This window comes from Furfurilactobacillus rossiae DSM 15814 (genome assembly GCF_000428925.1).
Taxonomy (GTDB): domain Bacteria; phylum Bacillota; class Bacilli; order Lactobacillales; family Lactobacillaceae; genus Furfurilactobacillus; species Furfurilactobacillus rossiae.
Genome location: NZ_AUAW01000001.1, coordinates 430,534 through 446,882, shown reverse-complemented (window position 1 = coordinate 446,882; position 16,349 = coordinate 430,534). Strand labels below are relative to the sequence as shown.

Genomic DNA, 16,349 nt, shown 5'->3' with positions numbered 1-16,349 from the left:
GAGGAATTTTTTAATGGTCGCTAAAGCAGAATTTGCTAAAAAAGAAGGCAACCAAGGCGAGTTGACTTTCTCAATCGCTAACGAGACGATCCAAAAGGGTTTGGATCAAGCCTTCACTAAAACTCGGAAACAATTAAACGTACCTGGATTCCGTAAGGGCAAAGTTCCTCGCGCTATCTTTAACCAGATGTACGGTGAAGAATCACTTTACAATGATGCGTTGAACATCGTTTTGCCAGACGCTTACTCAAAAGCTGTTGAAGAAGCTGGCATTACACCAGTTGATCAACCACAAGTTGATGTAAAGAGTATGGAAAAAGGTAAGGACTGGGTTTTGAAGGCTGACGTTACTGTTGCCCCAGAAATCAAGTTGGGTGAATACAAGGGTGTTACTGTGCCTAAGCAATCCACCACTGTTACCGCTAAACAAGTTAATGAAGAACTTGAAAAAATGCGTCAACAGCAAGCTGAATTGGTGCTTAAAGAAGGCAAGGCCGCTGAAAAGGGCGATACTGTTGTTATCGACTTTGACGGTTCAGTTGATGGTAACCACTTCGATGGTGGTAAAGCCGACAACTACAGCCTTGAATTAGGTTCGAACTCATTTATCCCTGGTTTTGAAGATCAGTTAATCGGTCACAAGGCTGATGAAGATGTTCAAGTTAAGGTTACGTTCCCTAAGGATTACCAAGCAAAAGACTTGCAAGGTAAAGAAGCTATCTTCGATGTTAAGATTCACGAAGTTAAGACTAAGGAATTGCCTGATTTAGATGATGAATTCGCCAAGGATGTTGACGAAGACGTTGACAGTCTTGAAGAATTAAAGGCTAAGACTAAAGACCGTTTGAAGGAAGAAAAGAAGACGGCCGCTCACGATGCTGTTGAAGATGCTGCTATCAATGCGGCTGTTGACAACGCTGAAGTTATCGGCGGCAAGATTCCTGACGCCATGATGGATGAAGATATTCACCGTCAAATGGACCAGTACTTGGCTCAAATGGCTCAACAAGGGATCAACCCTGAAACTTACTACAAGATTACAGGTACTACTGAAGACGACTTGCACAAGCAATTTGCTCCTGATGCAGAACGTCGTGTTAAGACTAACCTTGTTTTAGAAGCTGTTGTTGATGCTGAAAAGATCGAAGCAACTGACAAAGATGTTGACGGTGAAGTTAAGAACCTTGCTGGCCAATACAACATGGAAGAATCAGCAGTTCGTTCTGCTTTGACACCTGACATGTTGAAGCACGATATTGCCATTAAGAAGGCTGTTGACTTAATTGCTGACAATGCTAAGCAGGAAACCAAAAAGGCAGCTGCTAAGAAGTCTGACGACGAAAAAGAAGATAAGTAATATCGTCTTACATTAATAACTGTCCTACAGAAAGTGAGTGACCAGTAATGGTTACTCACTTTTGTGTCAACGACAGAATAGTGCAAGTCATTAGCTGTTTTTCTAATTATTTGCTATTATGTTCCTAGTTTAGGTGCCATGTAATTTATGGACGGCCTAGGATTAAAAGAGAGCGAGGGTGCTAATGTTTGATAATACCGATCCTAATGGTCCAGTAACTTGCTCATTTTGTGGAAAGTCACAAGATCAAGTAAAGAAGATTGTTGCCGGACCTGGCGTATACATTTGTAACGAATGTATTGATCTGTGTAAAGAAATTATTGACGAAGAATTTGCTGAAGATGCTGCTAGCCAAGTGTTGGATGTGCCAACACCAGCAGAAATTGTTAAAACGTTGGACCAGTATGTAATTGGTCAGAGCGAAGCCAAGCGTACTTTATCAGTTGCTGTTTACAACCACTACAAACGGATTAATGATTTGAGTACGGAAGACGATGGTACGGAATTGCAAAAGAGTAATATCAGTATTATCGGACCAACTGGTTCAGGTAAAACTTACCTGGCGCAAAGTTTGGCCAAAATTCTGAATGTTCCATTTGCGATTGCCGATGCGACGACTTTAACTGAAGCCGGTTACGTTGGTGAAGACGTTGAGAATATTTTGTTGAAGTTGCTGCAAAATGCAGACTACGATGTTGAACGGGCCCAGCATGGGATTGTTTACATCGATGAAATCGACAAGATTGCTAAAAAGAGTGAAAACGTCTCTATTACTCGTGATGTGTCGGGTGAAGGTGTTCAACAAGCCTTGCTGAAGATTTTGGAAGGTACGATTGCCAATGTTCCACCACAGGGTGGCCGCAAGCATCCACAACAGGAGTTTATTCAAATTGACACCACGAATATTTTGTTTATTGTCGGTGGTGCGTTTGACGGCATCGAAAACATCGTGAAGAACCGTTTGGGTGAAAAGACGATTGGTTTCGGTACCGATTCTGCCAATAAGGATGAAGTAGCCAACATGACTGATAAGGACATCATGCAACATGTGATTCCTGAAGACCTGTTGGAATTTGGTTTGATTCCAGAATTTATTGGTCGTTTACCAATTCTTACAGCACTGGAAAAGCTAGATGAAGATGATTTGGTTCGCATTTTAACGGAACCGAAGAATGCACTGGTCAAACAGTACACGAAGCTCATTGGTTTGGATGGCGTAAAGCTCGAATTTACGCATCCAGCGCTGCGAGAAATGGCAAAGTTGGCCATTGCACGTGATACAGGTGCTCGTGGTTTACGGTCAATTATGGAAGAAGTTATGCGAGACATCATGTTTGACTTACCAAGTCGAGACGATGTCGAAAAAGTGGCCATTACTAAAGAAACGGTCACTAAGCATGCACAACCAGATCTTGTTTTAAAGAGTGAAAAGGCCTCATAGTCTTACGAAAATAATGCGTTGAAGAGGAATGGCGTTAGCTTGCGGGCTGACGTCATTTTTTGTTTAAACCACCGGTTAACGTCATTAAAACGTCACAAAATTCAGGGTTTGCTATGCTATGATAGACACATTGAATTATAAAGCGTGTGACCAATTAAAGGGTCAGGTCACGATAAAGGAGCGTTCTTACATGGAAGTGCATGATGTCGAGCTAACAATCAGCGCGGTGGCACCAAAACAATACCCCAAAGGATCTTTACCAGAGGTTGCGCTCGCCGGTCGTTCAAACGTGGGCAAGTCATCGTTGATTAATACTTTAATTAACCGTAAGGCGTATGCCCGAACTTCAAGTCAACCAGGGAAAACACAAACTCTCAATTTTTATAATGTTGAATCTACCGTTTACTTTGTGGATGTGCCGGGATACGGATTTGCCAAAGTTTCTAAAACTGCTCGAGAAAAATTCGGTCAAATGATCGAAACGTATCTGAGTACCCGGGATCGATTGCGCGGTGTGATTTTACTAGTGGATGCGCGTCATGATCCTTCAGATGATGATATCAGTATGCATGAATGGTTGAACTATTATAATATTCCGATGCTCGTCGTGGCGACCAAGTCGGATAAAATTGCCCGCGGTAAATGGAATCAAGCTGAAAGTCGCATTCGCAAGGGGCTTAATATGACGCCAGACGATGCTTATATTCAGTTTTCTGCGGAGACCAAACAAGGTAAAGACGCGGTTTGGAACTGGATTGAACAGCAGGCTGGGTTAGCTTAAGTCAGGTAAAAGTTAGAACGGGAAGAGTGAACAGAATGGAATTTAATGAGTATCAAAAAGAAGCTAAGCGGACATTATTCGGAAACGAACAAGTGCTAACAAATATCACCCTCGGGGTGGCTAATGAGGCCGGTCAGGTGGTTGACCTAGTGCAACGTTATACTTTTCAAGGTCGTCCACTTGATAAAGAAAAATTAACACATGAGCTTGGCGACACACTTTGGTATCTATCTCAAATAGCTGAGTGGGCCAACATTGATTTTGAAGAAGTTGCCAAAAAGAACATTGAAGAATTAAATGATCGTTATCCAGATCCACAACATGCAAAGTGGGAATAGGATAAAAAACAACCAGCGATTTTACGCTGGTTGTTTTTTTGCGACAAGGCTTACTTGTCGGCTTTCTTTTTATCATCTTTTTTTGCTTCGTCTTTTAAATGCTCGCGCTTTAGTGGCGTTTTGTTCGGGTCCTTAATATCATCAGGATCGACAGCAAATTGGTCAAACAGTTTATCTAAGTCTGTTTGCCGTTTGAAAGTTAAACCCATGTGAATTGCTCCTCTCCAAATTTAAAAACTAAGTTGGGCTAATTGTAGCAGATTTTGCTTAAAAACGAAAATGTGCAAATTTTATTCACTATTACCTGCATATACTCAGAAATAATGCATAAAACTAATTATTTTTACAAAATAGTTGCATATTATTTCATCTAATCGTATACTCATTTACATTGTAAAACTTGATACGAGGGGCGAAATAGATGAAAAAATTTGCAAAGTGGTTACTTCTGGTCGTGACGATTGTCGTGACCTTGGGTGTAACCGGTAATATGAACACCAAGGCGGACAGCAATACACCAGCAACTGACCAGTACTTGAGTAAAGTGAAGGCGAAGGGGGAGCTGGTCGTTGGGACAAGTCCTGATTTTCCACCTTACGAATTTACAAAAAATATCAACGGCAAGTCAAAAGTTGTCGGGATGGACATGGAAATTTCCAAAAAGGTTGCCCATGATATGGGCGTGAAATTAGTTATTCGCCGGATGGATTTTGATTCATTATTGGTCGCACTCCAGACTGGTAAAGTTGATATGGTCATCGCAGGAATGAGCAAGACACCTAAACGGGCTAAGAGTGTCGACTTTAGTAACGTTTACTACAAGGCCGGCGAAGACCTAGTTATCAAGAAAAGCGATTTAAAGACGATCAAGAGTTATAAATCGTTAGCAGGAAAAGCAATCGGTGCGCAAACCGGCTCCATTCAGTACAACTTGGTCAAGAACCAAGCCACCAAGTCAACGCTGAAGGGAATGGACAAGGACACCGATTTAATTCTTGCACTGCAAACGAATAAAATTGATGCAATTGCTTTGGATCAGCCAACTGCTGAGGCGTATGCCAAGAATACTGATGGCTTGGTCGCCATTAACGCTCACTTTAAAGACGAAGGCGAACAAGGATCAGCCATTGCTTTTCCCAAGGGTGCTCAGTCTTTGGTTAATTCCGCAAATAAATCAATCGCCGAAATCAAAGCGAAAAATTTGATTCATAAACAATATTTGCCAAATGCTGGAAAATACCTGGCGACAGGTAAGTCCAAATCGGCTAAGGCAGCAAACTCAATGTGGGCCTACAAAGATTTCTTCGTTGCTGGGGTCGGCTACACGCTAATGATTTCGGCAGTGTCTGTTGTCATTGGATTTTTGTTAGGCACTTTGTTAGCCCTAATGCGTTTAAGCAAGAACAAGATTGCTAATGGTATTTCAGTAAGTTACATTGAGTTTGTGCGGGGCACGCCACTGATGGTTCAGATTCTGTTTATCTACTTTGGCTTAGGCCTCGTGGTTAACATTCCGGCACTACTTTCCGGGATTATCGCAGTTTCATTGAATTCTGGGGCGTACGTTGCTGAAGTTATCCGTTCTGGGATCAGCTCTATTGCCGTTGGTCAAACGGAAGCGTCTCGCTCACTCGGATTATCAAGGTCGATGACGATGCGGTTTATCATCCTGCCACAAGCGATGAAGAACATTTGGCCAGCATTAGGGAATGAGTTTGTTTCCTTGATCAAGGAAAGTTCAATTGTTTCCATTATTGGGGTTAAGGATTTAATCTATCAGTCACGAATTGTTCAGGCAGATACTTATCGTGGGGTTATGCCATTACTGATTACCATGATTTTGTACTTTATTATGACGTTTGGCCTATCACGGCTGATGAAGTTCTTTGAAGGGAGAATGACACATGAATAACGAAACGGCGACGCCAGTGCTAGAAGTGAAACATCTGAAAAAGGTATTCGGCAAAAACGAGGTCTTGAAAGATATTAACGAGCAGGTTAGTAATGGTCAGGTGATTTGCTTGATTGGCCCATCTGGGGCTGGTAAAAGTACCTTTTTACGTTGTTTAAACATGTTAGACCAACCGACCTCTGGTGAGGTTTTGTTTGAAGGTCAGGACTTAACTAAATTAGACGATAAACAGCTAGACAAGACACGTGAAAACATGGGGATGGTGTTTCAGAGCTTTAACCTGTTTCCGCATAAAACAGTTATCGAAAACATTAAGCTGGCGCCAGTTAAAGTTAAGGGCGAAGACGATGCAACGGCGACCGCGACGGCAGAAAAGCTGTTGAAACAGGTTGGTTTGGAAAATAAGGCCGATGCTTTTCCAGCCAGTTTATCTGGTGGACAGCAACAACGGGTCGCCATTGCGCGGGCACTAGCCATGAATCCTAAGGTAATGTTGTTCGATGAGCCAACATCTGCACTTGATCCTGAAATGGTTGGTGAGGTATTAAAAGTAATGCAGGATCTTGCCAGTGAAGGGATGACAATGGTAGTTGTCACGCATGAAATGGGTTTTGCCCGTAATGTGGCCGATAAAGTTTGGTTCATGGCGGACGGCTATATTCAAGAGTCCGCTGAACCTAAAACATTCTTTGAACATCCTGAAACTGACCGGGCAAAGGACTTTCTTGCCAAAATTCTTGAGGCATAAACGTCAGGTTTCAAACTGTCGATGATTCAGTTTTTCTTAATCATGAGAGATAATCTTGGAGGCAAACATGGAAGACGCTGCTGCATTAAAGATTTTAACGGATTTGATTGCGATTCCGTCGGTTAATGATCGTGAATCAGAAGTTGCTGACTATTTGGCTGGCCTATTTAAGGACTTGCCGGCTCACATTGAACGTGTCACGTTTGCGCCAGGCCGTGATAATTTAGTTATTACAATTGGTGATCATGGGCCACTACTAGGCTTCTCAGGCCATGAGGATGTGGTTGCGGCTGGCAATGAAGCAGATTGGACTTTTCCACCATTTGCCGGCACAATTGATCAGGGCAATGTTTATGGCCGTGGCGCCAGCGATATGAAATCTGGTTTAGCTGCACAGGTGGTCGCAATACTAGATCTATTAAAATCAAAACAACCGCTGCCTGGTCGTCTTCGTTTGTTAGCTTCAGTCGGTGAGGAAACAGGTGAGTATGGTGCTGCTCAGTTGACCCAACAAGGGTATGCTAATGACTTGGACGGACTGGTTATTGGTGAGCCCAGTGCGTTTGACATCAAGGTGACACACAAGGGTGTTATTGACTATAAGGTTACCTCTCTGGGCAAGGGCTCCCATTCATCACGTCCTGATCAAGGCGTCAATGCAATTACGCCACTACTGAAATTTGCTGAACAAGCTGAGTCAGTGATGGCAGCAAACAATAAACGAGACGATGTATTAGGCGGGCTAACGCATGTGATTAGCCAGATTGGCGGCGGCGAGCAGATTAACTCAGTGCCAGCAAATGCTTGGCTAACCGGTAACATCCGAACAATTCCAGCCTATCCAAACGATGAGGTCATGGCCCAGTTAGAAGACATTATTGAGTCGTTAAACAAGGCGGGCGCTAAATTAAGTATCAGTTATAGTTATCCTGAGCCACCATTACCCTCACAGGCTGGCACTAAATTAGCAGAAATCACACAGGCCGTTTTGAAAAACACTATTCATCGGGGTGGTGAGTTAACTGCGGGGACGGGTGCGACAGATGCCTCGGAATACACGAAGGCAGGGCAGTTGCCAATCGTTATCGTCGGCCCTGCAGCAGGAACAACCGACCATCAAGTGAACGAAAACGTGGCCATTGATGACTATTTGACTGGGTGCCATTTCTATCGAGCCTTAGCGGAAGCGTTTTGGGCACAAACAGAAGAATAGGTTGCCAGACAAAAATAAGTTCAAAACTATTATTAACAAGGTAAGAGAGCGGGACATAACACGTTTTGGCTTTCTCAGGTAACGTGAATAAGGCGTTTATGGGGGTTTTTCCCATGAATGCCTTATTCGCGTTAAATGAGCAAAAGTCAGTGTTATGTCCCAGTTTCTTTGAACAGAATAGCTGGGACGTCTAACCAGACGTGTTTCAAACGGACGCTCTTTTATTTTGCGAACACGCGTTCATGCGTTATAATTTAACTACGATTTTACGAGAACGGAGGCAGTTTTGTGGCATCAGAACACATTGAGCATAAATTAACGTTTCTACCGCCAATGCCTGGTTGTTACCTGATGAAGGACATTAACGGAAAGATTATTTATGTCGGCAAGGCCAAGAATTTGAAAAACCGTGTACGTTCCTACTTTAAGAGCAGTCACGAAGGCAAAACTGCCCAGTTAGTAGCTCACATTGTGGACTTTGAGACGATTGTGACGTCGACTGACAAGGAAGCTTTTTTGCTTGAAATCACGCTAATTCAAAAACATCAGCCATACTACAATATTAAGTTGAAGCGGGGCACAGGTTACCCGTATATTAAAATTACGCATGAACGTGATCCGCGAATCATCATCGCAAACGATGTTAAGCACGACGGTGGCTATTATTTTGGACCGTATCCCAATGTTTACGCGGCCGAAGAAACACTACATTTCTTACAAAAAGTCTATCCATTGCGTCGTTGTTCTGGTTATCAAGGGCGACCATGCTTGTACTATCACATGGGGCAGTGTTTGGGGGCCTGCTTTAAAGAAGTTCCCGAGAGCGCGTACGATGAGCAGATCAAACGCATTAAATCGTTTTTAAACGGTAATACCGCACGAGTTATCAAACATTTGCAAACACAAATGAAAGAGGCGGCAGCCAGTTTGGAATTTGAGCGGGCCGCTGACCTACGTGATCAGTTGCACTACATCGACGTAACAGTTGAAAAGCAAAAGATTATCAGCAACGATCAGACCCCACGGGACATCTTTAATTTCTATCTGGACAAGGGATGGCTGTCCATTCAGGTTTTCTTTGTGCGGCAAGCACGTTTGATGAAACGGGAAAAACGATTGTTCCCAGTTGTTTCAACGGCACCAGAGGAAATGCAAACGTTTATCATGCAGTTTTACAATCGAAAGAATGCTGTGTTGCCAAGAGAAATTTTGGTGCCCAGCAGTATTGACGAGGACACCCGGGAATCTATTGAAGATGTACTGAATGTTCCAGTTAACGTTCCTCAACGTGGCGTTCGTCGCGATCTGATGGAAATGGCGGGCAAGAACGCCCGACTGGTGTTGGAAGAAAAATTCCGTTTGTTAGAGTTAGACGAACACAAGACCACGGGTGCCATGCAAGAAATTGCGGATGCTCTGGGGTTACCACCCGTTTCTAAAATTGAAGCTTTTGACCATTCTCATGAACAGGGTGCTGATTTAGTTTCAGCAATGGTTGTTTTCGAAAATGGTCGACCAAATAAGAAGTTATATCGCAAGTATAAGTTACGCACGGTGGATCACGCTGATGAAACAGCCAGCACGATGGAAGTCATTCGTCGGCGTTACACACGTCTGCTTAAAGAGCATACAGATATGCCAGATTTAATTCTGATGGATGGTGGTGCAATTCAAATGAACGCGGCTAAGGATGTTCTAGAAAATGAGCTTGGCTTGGACATTCCAGTCGCTGGGATGGTTAAAAATGACCATCACCGGACAGCAGATCTAATGTTTGGCGAGGATGACGAGCATCTAAATCTGGATCCTAAGTCACAAGGCTTCTATTTGTTACAACGAATTCAAGATGAAGTGCACCGGTTTGCCATCACGTTCCACCGTCAACTGCACAATAAGAATTCATTAAGCTCACGTTTGGATCAAATTCAGGGTGTGGGACCAAAAACGCGCGCAAAACTATTGAAAAAGTACGGTTCTCTGAAGAAGATTGCTGCTGCTCCAGTTAGTGATCTGCACGAATTAGGATTGTCAGAAACGGTTGCACAAACTGTCCACGTGGCTGTGGCGGCAATGGTTACCGGTGAAGCCCAACAGTCGTTAAGTTATCTAGACCGTCAGCAAACAATTTAACTCATTTGAGTAGGTTAAGGACGTTGCTTTCAGACAGATGGGAGCAACGTCCTTTTCGTTTATGTTTGGCGAAGTTAGCATGACGTTTGCATTCGAAGAATCATGTTAACAAGATAGTGACTAAATGCAGAATTGTTTTTTGACCGAGCGTGTATTGCACTGTACAATGGGATGAGCGAATTGTTCGAAGATAGACGATTGTGGGATGCATAACTGGTCGCCACATTGATATAGAAACCAAGAAATTATGGAGAAACACAAATGGCATTTGTCGATAAAGCAACAATTGAAGTAAAAGCAGGAAACGGTGGTAACGGGATCGTTTCATTTAGACGTGAAAAATTTGTCGCTAACGGTGGTCCTTTCGGTGGCGATGGCGGACATGGTGGTAGTGTCATCATGGTCGTTGACGAAGGCTTACGGACATTAATGGACTTTCGGTATAACCGACACTATAAGGCTAAACACGGTGGCAACGGGATGACCAAGGGGATGACAGGTCGATCAGCAGCTGATTTGTACGTTAAGGTCCCAGGTGGAACCATCGTGCGAAACCTTGACACAGACGAAGTGCTGGGTGATTTAACTGAACCAGGTCAAGAACTTGTCATTGCCAAGGGTGGCCGTGGCGGTCGTGGCAACATGAAGTTTGCTACACCCAAAAATCCTGCCCCAGAAATCGCTGAAAATGGTGAACCAGGTCAGGAACTACGTATTGGTCTGGAATTGCAATTATTGGCCGATGTTGGCTTAGTTGGTTTTCCATCTGTCGGGAAATCGACATTGATGTCTGTTATTACAAATGCAAAGCCTAAAATTGCCGCTTATCATTTCACAACGATCGATCCTAATATTGGGATGGTCCGTTTGGATGATGGTCGGGACTTTGTTATGGCTGATTTACCAGGTCTGATTGAAGGTGCGAGCGATGGTGTTGGCCTCGGTTTTCAATTTCTTCGACATGTGGAACGGACGCGGGTCTTATTACATTTAGTGGCAATGGCTGGCGATGATTTCCTTGATGAAGAAAATGCGATGGCCCCGATTGATGCCTTTCATGCGATTAACAAGGAATTGGGCAATTATGATGCCAGCCTGTTAGATCGGCCTCAGATTGTGGTCGCTACTAAGATGGATCTTCCAGGGGCGGCAGAACGTTTTGAAGCCTTTAAAACTGCTTTGGCCGAAGACGACTCATTGTCAACGAAGCCAACTGTAATGGCGATTTCTTCCGTTTCTCACGAAGGGTTAAAACCATTAATTCAAGCCACGGCGACGCTACTTGACCAAACACCGGCATTTGTTCCGCAAGCGGATGAAGATCTTGGTGTTATGTATCAATATCAAGATGACGAAAAGCCTGCGTTTGAAGTTCAGCACACGGATGACGGCATCTGGTTATTGACCGGTGACAAGATTGAACGCTTATTTAAGATGACGAATACACAACATGAACAAAGTATGGTCCGTTTTGCCCGTCAACTGCGGACAATGGGCGTGGATGACGCGTTGCGAGAAGCGGGTGCACAGGATGGCGATACGGTCCAAATTTTGGACTTCACTTTCGATTTTGTTGAGTAGCTGAATCTAGTAATACGGTCATTTGTTCGTGAAAACGGGTAGGGGTTTAACAGATGCAAACAGCAAAAACGTCGAGTCATCGGCGTTACATAACAGGTATAGATGGTTTGCGGACACTTGCAGTATTAGGTGTGATCGCTTATCACTTGTTACCAGCGGCACTTCCAGGTGGTTTTCTGGGTGTGCCCATTTTCTTTGGGTTAACAGGTTACCTGGTAACTGATAGTTTTTTGAACTTAATTAATAAAGGAACTTCGCTAGCGGTTAACCATTTTTACAAACGGCGGATTCAACGATTGTATCCGGCCTTGGTAGCGATGTTGGCCTTAACCAGCACGTACATCACGTTGTTTGCCCGTAATCTATTGGTTGGTTTGCGGGGAACCATTGTCACCAACTTGCTGTACGTTTATAACTGGTTCGAAATCAATCATGGTCAGTCATACTTCGATCGTTTCAACGGTGAGTCGCCTTTCACCCATTTGTGGACGTTGTCTATTGAAGGTCAGTTTTATCTTTTCTGGCCCTTTATTATTTGGGGACTTGTGAAACTGTTCAAACGCCGGTCACGCGTGGCCGGTGCACTGATGGTTGGCGCTGTCATATCGGCACTTTTAATGGCAGTCCTTTTTAAAGACGCTAATCAGGTCAACCGGGTATACTATGGCACGGACACGCGGGCCTTTTCAATCTTGATGGGGGCAGCGTTAGCGGCAGTTTGGCCAGCCAATCATCTAAATGCAAATCTACACGCTGCTGGTCAGCGATTGTTAAATTGGGTCGGTGGTATTAGCCTGTTAGTCATGTTTATTCTGTACTGGGTGATGACAGGAACATCATCTTTCACGTATCGTGGTGGGATGTTCTTGTTTTCCATTTTTGCGACTGCGATGATAGCCGTTATTGTTCATCCTGGGGCCAGTTGGAATAAATGGTTGACCAATCCTGTATTCAACTGGGTTGGCAAACGCAGTTACGGCATTTACCTGTATCAGTTTCCGGTCATGATTTTTTATGAGCAACGGGTCGTCAACATTGCTCAACATACTGTGCTTAATGCGTTGGCGGAATTGGTATTGATCCTACTGTTAGCCGAGTTATCCTATCGATTTATTGAACAACCAATTGCTCATGGACGTTTTACATCTTGGTGGGCGATGGTCAAAGCACCAAAGACTTGGCGGCAGTATCCGCGCGAAGTGATTACGAGCGCGGTGCTTGTTCTCGCATCACTGATAACTATGGTTGGGTATGCTCAAGCAACACCTCGCAAGAAGCCCCCCGTCGATGCTGTCACTAAACACATCAAAGCGGCCGGGAAACAGACGGCTAAAAAGAATCGTGAAGTGGCTGCTCAAAAGGGTGCATTTGATGCTTCTGAGAAAGCTACAGCCCAAACGAACCAAAAGGCCAATAAGCAATTGTCTGCTCAGCAAAAGAAGCTCGCCAAGGCCTTTGATCTTCAGCCAGCGACAATGCTGTCGGCACAGCACATATCGCTAACGGCGGTGGGTGACTCGGTGCTGGTGGATAATGCGGACAGCTTGCAACAAGTGTTTGGGCACGCCTATGTAGACGCTAAGGTTGGCCGTCAGGTTTGGGAAGCGCCGTCAGTGATTCAATCACTAAAAAAACGCCATTTACTGGCGTCGACGGTTTTAATCAACCTGGGAACAAATTCGCCATTAACACAAACACAAATTGACAATGTGTTGAAAGCGGTAGGTCCAAAACGGAAAGTCTTTTGGGTCAATACAATGGTACCGACGAAAACATGGCAAAATCAGGTTAACGATTTAATTGCGATAAATGCCAAACGGTCTAAGCAGGTTTATCTTGTTGATTGGTATGGTGCTAGTCATGATCAACCAAGTTGGTTTGGCCCGGACCATGTCCATCCCAACCCACAAGGTAGTATTGCCTATACACGATTGGTGACAAATACGGTCGTTCAAAAAAGTATTTCACCAAAAAAATAGGGCTCAACATAATCGTTGAACCAAAGTAAGTGTCACATAAACATAATTTTTTCGTCAATCAGACGATAACCAAATAGCTCACGGGTTGTCGGTGACGCAATTGCGGCTTGAGCCGCAATTCGCCAACTGCCCGGGAGCTTTTGCGTTCTAGTCATGAATGCATCTAGCGTTAGTGGTCGACCAGCATGGGTTAAGTCTAGGTCCAGTATTAAGCGATGATCTGTCGGAGATTTGGTTAAGCTTACTACTGGTTGTGGATTGCCATCAACAGCAACAAATAAGGGTCGCTGCATGTCGTAATCGGCGGTGGAAAATTTAAAATCGACTAAGCGCATCGGTTTGGTGGTCCTTTCTGACTATTTATTAACAGTCATTTTATTACAGTTCAGCTTACCATAGTGGCGGTTGGTGACGATTGTTTTTTGGCCTCAAATTCAGTAGAATTGAATGCGAACTGAATGTTGACTACTGTGTCATCGTTCTTATTTAGGAACTCATAAAGATGTGTGAACTCATTAATAATATAGTAAATACTTTTATATAGGGATTAGGTAGAAGAATAGTTATGGAGATTGAATTTTTAGGTACTGGTGCCGGTTCACCGGCTAAAGCGCGCAATGTGTCGAGTCTTGCACTCCGTTTGTTGGATGAGCGTAATGCAGTTTGGTTATTTGATTGTGGTGAAGGCACCCAACATCAAATTTTAAATACAACGTTGAAGCCACGCAAAATTGAAAAGATTTTTATTACGCATCTACATGGTGACCACTTATTTGGGTTGCCGGGTTTGCTGAGCTCACGTTCGTTTCAGGGTGGCAATGAGCCATTGACGATTTACGGACCTAGAGGGATTAAGGAATATGTTCAGACAAGTTTGCGGTTGTCCGAGTCTGCGTTGACGTATCCTTTGAAGTTTGTGGAGCTCAGTGGGGATGGTGTTATTTTTGATGACGCAACCTTCACAGTTTCATGCAAACGGTTAGATCACAAAATTGTGAGTTTTGGCTACCGAATTGTTGAAAAAGATCACCAAGGTGAATTGCTCGTGGACAAACTAGCCGCGGCCAAAGTGCCATCCGGACCGGTATATGGTCAGTTGAAGGCTGGTAAAACCGTTTCTTTACCAGATGGGCGAACACTCAATGGTAAGGACTTCATCGGTCCCTCTCAAAAGGGCCGAATTGTGACAATTTTGGGTGATACACGTAAGACACGGCGAGCGACAGAATTAGCGCAGGATGCGGATGTGCTGGTTCATGAAAGTACGTTTGCGGCAAACGAAAGTAAACTGGCGCGTAACTATTATCATTCAACTAGCGAACAGGCTGCTCAGGTAGCCCATGACGCCCACGTAGGCCGATTACTGATGAATCACATTTCGGCGCGTTATAATGGACGTGGTGCTAAAGAATTAGAGCGTCAGGCTCGCGCAACGTTTGCCAATTCAAAGGTTGTTCGGGACTTTGACGTCATTGATATCCCGTTTAAAAAATAAACCGTACAAATAGTTACGGCAGTTGAGGTGAGTGCTAATGATGAACTTATCAAGTCGATTAAAAGAACTGCGTGATTTGAAGAATCGGATTGTTTTAATTACTGGCGCATCTTCCGGAATTGGGCAAGCGGCCGCCTTTGAAGTTGCTCGTCGCGGGGCAATCGTGGTTTTGGTTGCCCGTAATGAGTTGAAGTTAAATCAGGTTGCTCAACAGTGCATGTTGTATTCTGGCCGGCCAGCCTTTGCGTTTGCGCTGGATGTCGCTAATCCAGCGGCTATCGACAAGACTTTGAGTCAGGTTCGCCATGAAGTGGGTGCAGTAGATGTTGTCATTAATGCTGCCGGTTTTGGTGACATGGAGCCAGCAGTTGATACTGATCCTGAGGTAACAGACCGGATGTTTCGGGTCAACGTGCTTGGCTTGATCTACATTACGCGTCAGCTAGCCAGCGACATGATCGATAAACATTATGGGGCAATCATTAACATTGCTTCCGTGGCTGCAAAGATTCCGACGCCGAAGGCTGCGGTTTACACAGCGACAAAAACGGCCGTTGTCGGTTACAGTGATGTGTTACGGCAAGAGTTACGGCCGTTTGGCATTCAGGTGACGACCGTCAATCCAGGTCCTGTTGCGACCAACTTCTTCAATATCGCAGATCAAGACGGCGACTACTTGTCAAAAGTTGCCAACTTCACTGTGACGCCTCAACTGGTAGCTGAACGACTGGTTGATACCATTGGCTATCATGTGCGCGAAATTACTGTACCACGTTATTTTGCCGCAGCCTCAGTGGCCTATCATTTGTTCCCAACGGTTGGTGATTTTGTTATCGAACAGCTATTTAAACCGCACGCACCTAAGCGCATGCAACTGAGTGCTGAAAATGACGAACCTTCAACTGACACTGATCCGACGGAGGCACCAGAATGAAAAATCAATGGCGTTTAATTGCAGGATTGATTCTAGTGCTACTTGTCGCAATTTTTGCTGTCATGAACGGAAATAGTGTACCCATTCATTTTGGTGTAGCGACGGTTAAGTGGCCGATGATCTTGATTCTCATTGTGTCACTTTTGCTTGGTGCCATTATTGCACTGTTAGTGACGGCCGGAACACATGCCAGTGACAAACGAAATGGCAAACGCGCTGACAGCGAAACAACTGCGGAAAATGATCAGTTGAAGAAGCAAAATGAAGAATTAACGAGTAAAAATGAACAGCTTAATGGGCTCTTAGATGATCGAGACAAGACCATTGAGCAGTTACAGCAGAAACTTAGTCAACAAAACAATGCGAATTAGTTTCTGTAATGCGAGATGAAAACATCGTTATTGTGATTAAGGAAAGGTGTTTGTTTTCTGAATGTAGGG

The 16,349-nt window shown here is 44.1% G+C and carries 15 protein-coding genes; 13 read left to right on the top strand and 2 right to left on the bottom strand.

What is annotated here, in order from left to right; genetic code table 11:
* Window positions 1-13 precede the first annotated feature (13 nt).
* The 4 genes from tig to G400_RS0102210 all read left to right on the top strand — a co-directional run bounded on the left by tig (window position 14) and on the right by G400_RS0102210 (window position 3,917).
* A complete protein-coding gene (gene tig / locus G400_RS0102225) occupies window positions 14-1,357 on the top strand; it encodes a trigger factor (protein ID WP_017262023.1) in 1,344 nt (447 codons plus the stop codon).
* Between the two features lie 184 nt (window positions 1,358-1,541).
* Complete coding sequence (clpX, locus tag G400_RS0102220) at window positions 1,542-2,798, top strand: ATP-dependent Clp protease ATP-binding subunit ClpX (RefSeq protein WP_017262022.1); 1,257 nt, start codon at window positions 1,542-1,544, stop codon at window positions 2,796-2,798.
* Window positions 2,799-2,988: 190 nt separating this feature from the next.
* Entirely contained in the window at window positions 2,989-3,579 is a 591-nt protein-coding gene (yihA, locus tag G400_RS0102215) for a ribosome biogenesis GTP-binding protein YihA/YsxC (RefSeq protein ID WP_017262021.1), read from the top strand.
* Between the two features lie 35 nt (window positions 3,580-3,614).
* Window positions 3,615-3,917 (top strand): nucleoside triphosphate pyrophosphohydrolase family protein, encoded by a 303-nt coding sequence (locus tag G400_RS0102210; RefSeq protein WP_017262020.1) that lies wholly within the window; start codon window positions 3,615-3,617, stop codon window positions 3,915-3,917.
* Between the two features lie 50 nt (window positions 3,918-3,967).
* Here G400_RS0102210 and G400_RS16420 read toward each other — a convergent pair whose 3' ends face one another.
* Window positions 3,968-4,126 (bottom strand): SPJ_0845 family protein, encoded by a 159-nt coding sequence (locus tag G400_RS16420; RefSeq protein ID WP_017262019.1) that lies wholly within the window; start codon window positions 4,124-4,126, stop codon window positions 3,968-3,970.
* Between the two features lie 212 nt (window positions 4,127-4,338).
* Between G400_RS16420 and G400_RS0102200 the strand changes: the two genes are divergently transcribed.
* The 6 genes from G400_RS0102200 to G400_RS0102175 all read left to right on the top strand — a co-directional run bounded on the left by G400_RS0102200 (window position 4,339) and on the right by G400_RS0102175 (window position 13,480).
* The gene (locus tag G400_RS0102200) at window positions 4,339-5,829 is read left to right on the top strand and encodes an ABC transporter substrate-binding protein/permease (RefSeq protein ID WP_017262018.1); all 1,491 of its coding nucleotides are present in this window, start codon (window positions 4,339-4,341) and stop codon (window positions 5,827-5,829) included.
* The gene (locus G400_RS0102195; protein WP_017262017.1) at window positions 5,822-6,577 is read left to right on the top strand and encodes an amino acid ABC transporter ATP-binding protein; all 756 of its coding nucleotides are present in this window, start codon (window positions 5,822-5,824) and stop codon (window positions 6,575-6,577) included. The genes G400_RS0102200 and G400_RS0102195 overlap by 8 nt, the downstream gene beginning before the upstream one ends.
* Window positions 6,578-6,644: 67 nt before the next feature.
* Entirely contained in the window at window positions 6,645-7,790 is a 1,146-nt protein-coding gene (locus G400_RS0102190; protein ID WP_017262016.1) for an ArgE/DapE family deacylase, read from the top strand.
* A gap of 288 nt (window positions 7,791-8,078) precedes the next feature.
* Window positions 8,079-9,920 carry an excinuclease ABC subunit UvrC gene (uvrC, locus tag G400_RS0102185; RefSeq protein ID WP_017262015.1) on the top strand — a complete coding sequence of 614 codons (1,842 nt, stop codon included), beginning with the start codon at window positions 8,079-8,081 and terminating at the stop codon, window positions 9,918-9,920.
* Window positions 9,921-10,181: 261 nt separating this feature from the next.
* Window positions 10,182-11,501, top strand: a complete 1,320-nt coding sequence (gene obgE, locus G400_RS0102180; RefSeq protein WP_017262014.1) for a GTPase ObgE — start codon at window positions 10,182-10,184, stop codon at window positions 11,499-11,501.
* A 53-nt stretch (window positions 11,502-11,554) separates the two neighbouring features.
* A complete protein-coding gene (locus G400_RS0102175; protein ID WP_017262013.1) occupies window positions 11,555-13,480 on the top strand; it encodes an acyltransferase family protein in 1,926 nt (641 codons plus the stop codon).
* A 32-nt stretch (window positions 13,481-13,512) separates the two neighbouring features.
* On the opposite strand, the gene G400_RS0102170 is transcribed toward G400_RS0102175, so the two are convergent.
* Entirely contained in the window at window positions 13,513-13,815 is a 303-nt protein-coding gene (locus G400_RS0102170) for a hypothetical protein (protein ID WP_017262012.1), read from the bottom strand.
* Between the two features lie 230 nt (window positions 13,816-14,045).
* Here G400_RS0102170 and rnz point away from each other — a divergent pair, with 230 nt between their 5' ends.
* The 3 genes from rnz to G400_RS14265 are packed head-to-tail and all read left to right on the top strand — an operon-like array spanning window position 14,046 to window position 16,280.
* The gene (gene rnz / locus G400_RS0102165; RefSeq protein ID WP_017262011.1) at window positions 14,046-14,975 is read left to right on the top strand and encodes a ribonuclease Z; all 930 of its coding nucleotides are present in this window, start codon (window positions 14,046-14,048) and stop codon (window positions 14,973-14,975) included.
* A 37-nt stretch (window positions 14,976-15,012) separates the two neighbouring features.
* Window positions 15,013-15,909: an SDR family NAD(P)-dependent oxidoreductase gene (locus G400_RS0102160; protein WP_017262010.1), complete on the top strand. Its 897-nt coding sequence runs from the start codon at window positions 15,013-15,015 to the stop codon at window positions 15,907-15,909.
* Window positions 15,906-16,280, top strand: a complete 375-nt coding sequence (locus G400_RS14265; RefSeq protein ID WP_017262009.1) for a lipopolysaccharide assembly protein LapA domain-containing protein — start codon at window positions 15,906-15,908, stop codon at window positions 16,278-16,280. Before G400_RS0102160 ends, G400_RS14265 begins: the two co-directional genes overlap by 4 nt.
* Window positions 16,281-16,349 lie beyond the last annotated feature (69 nt).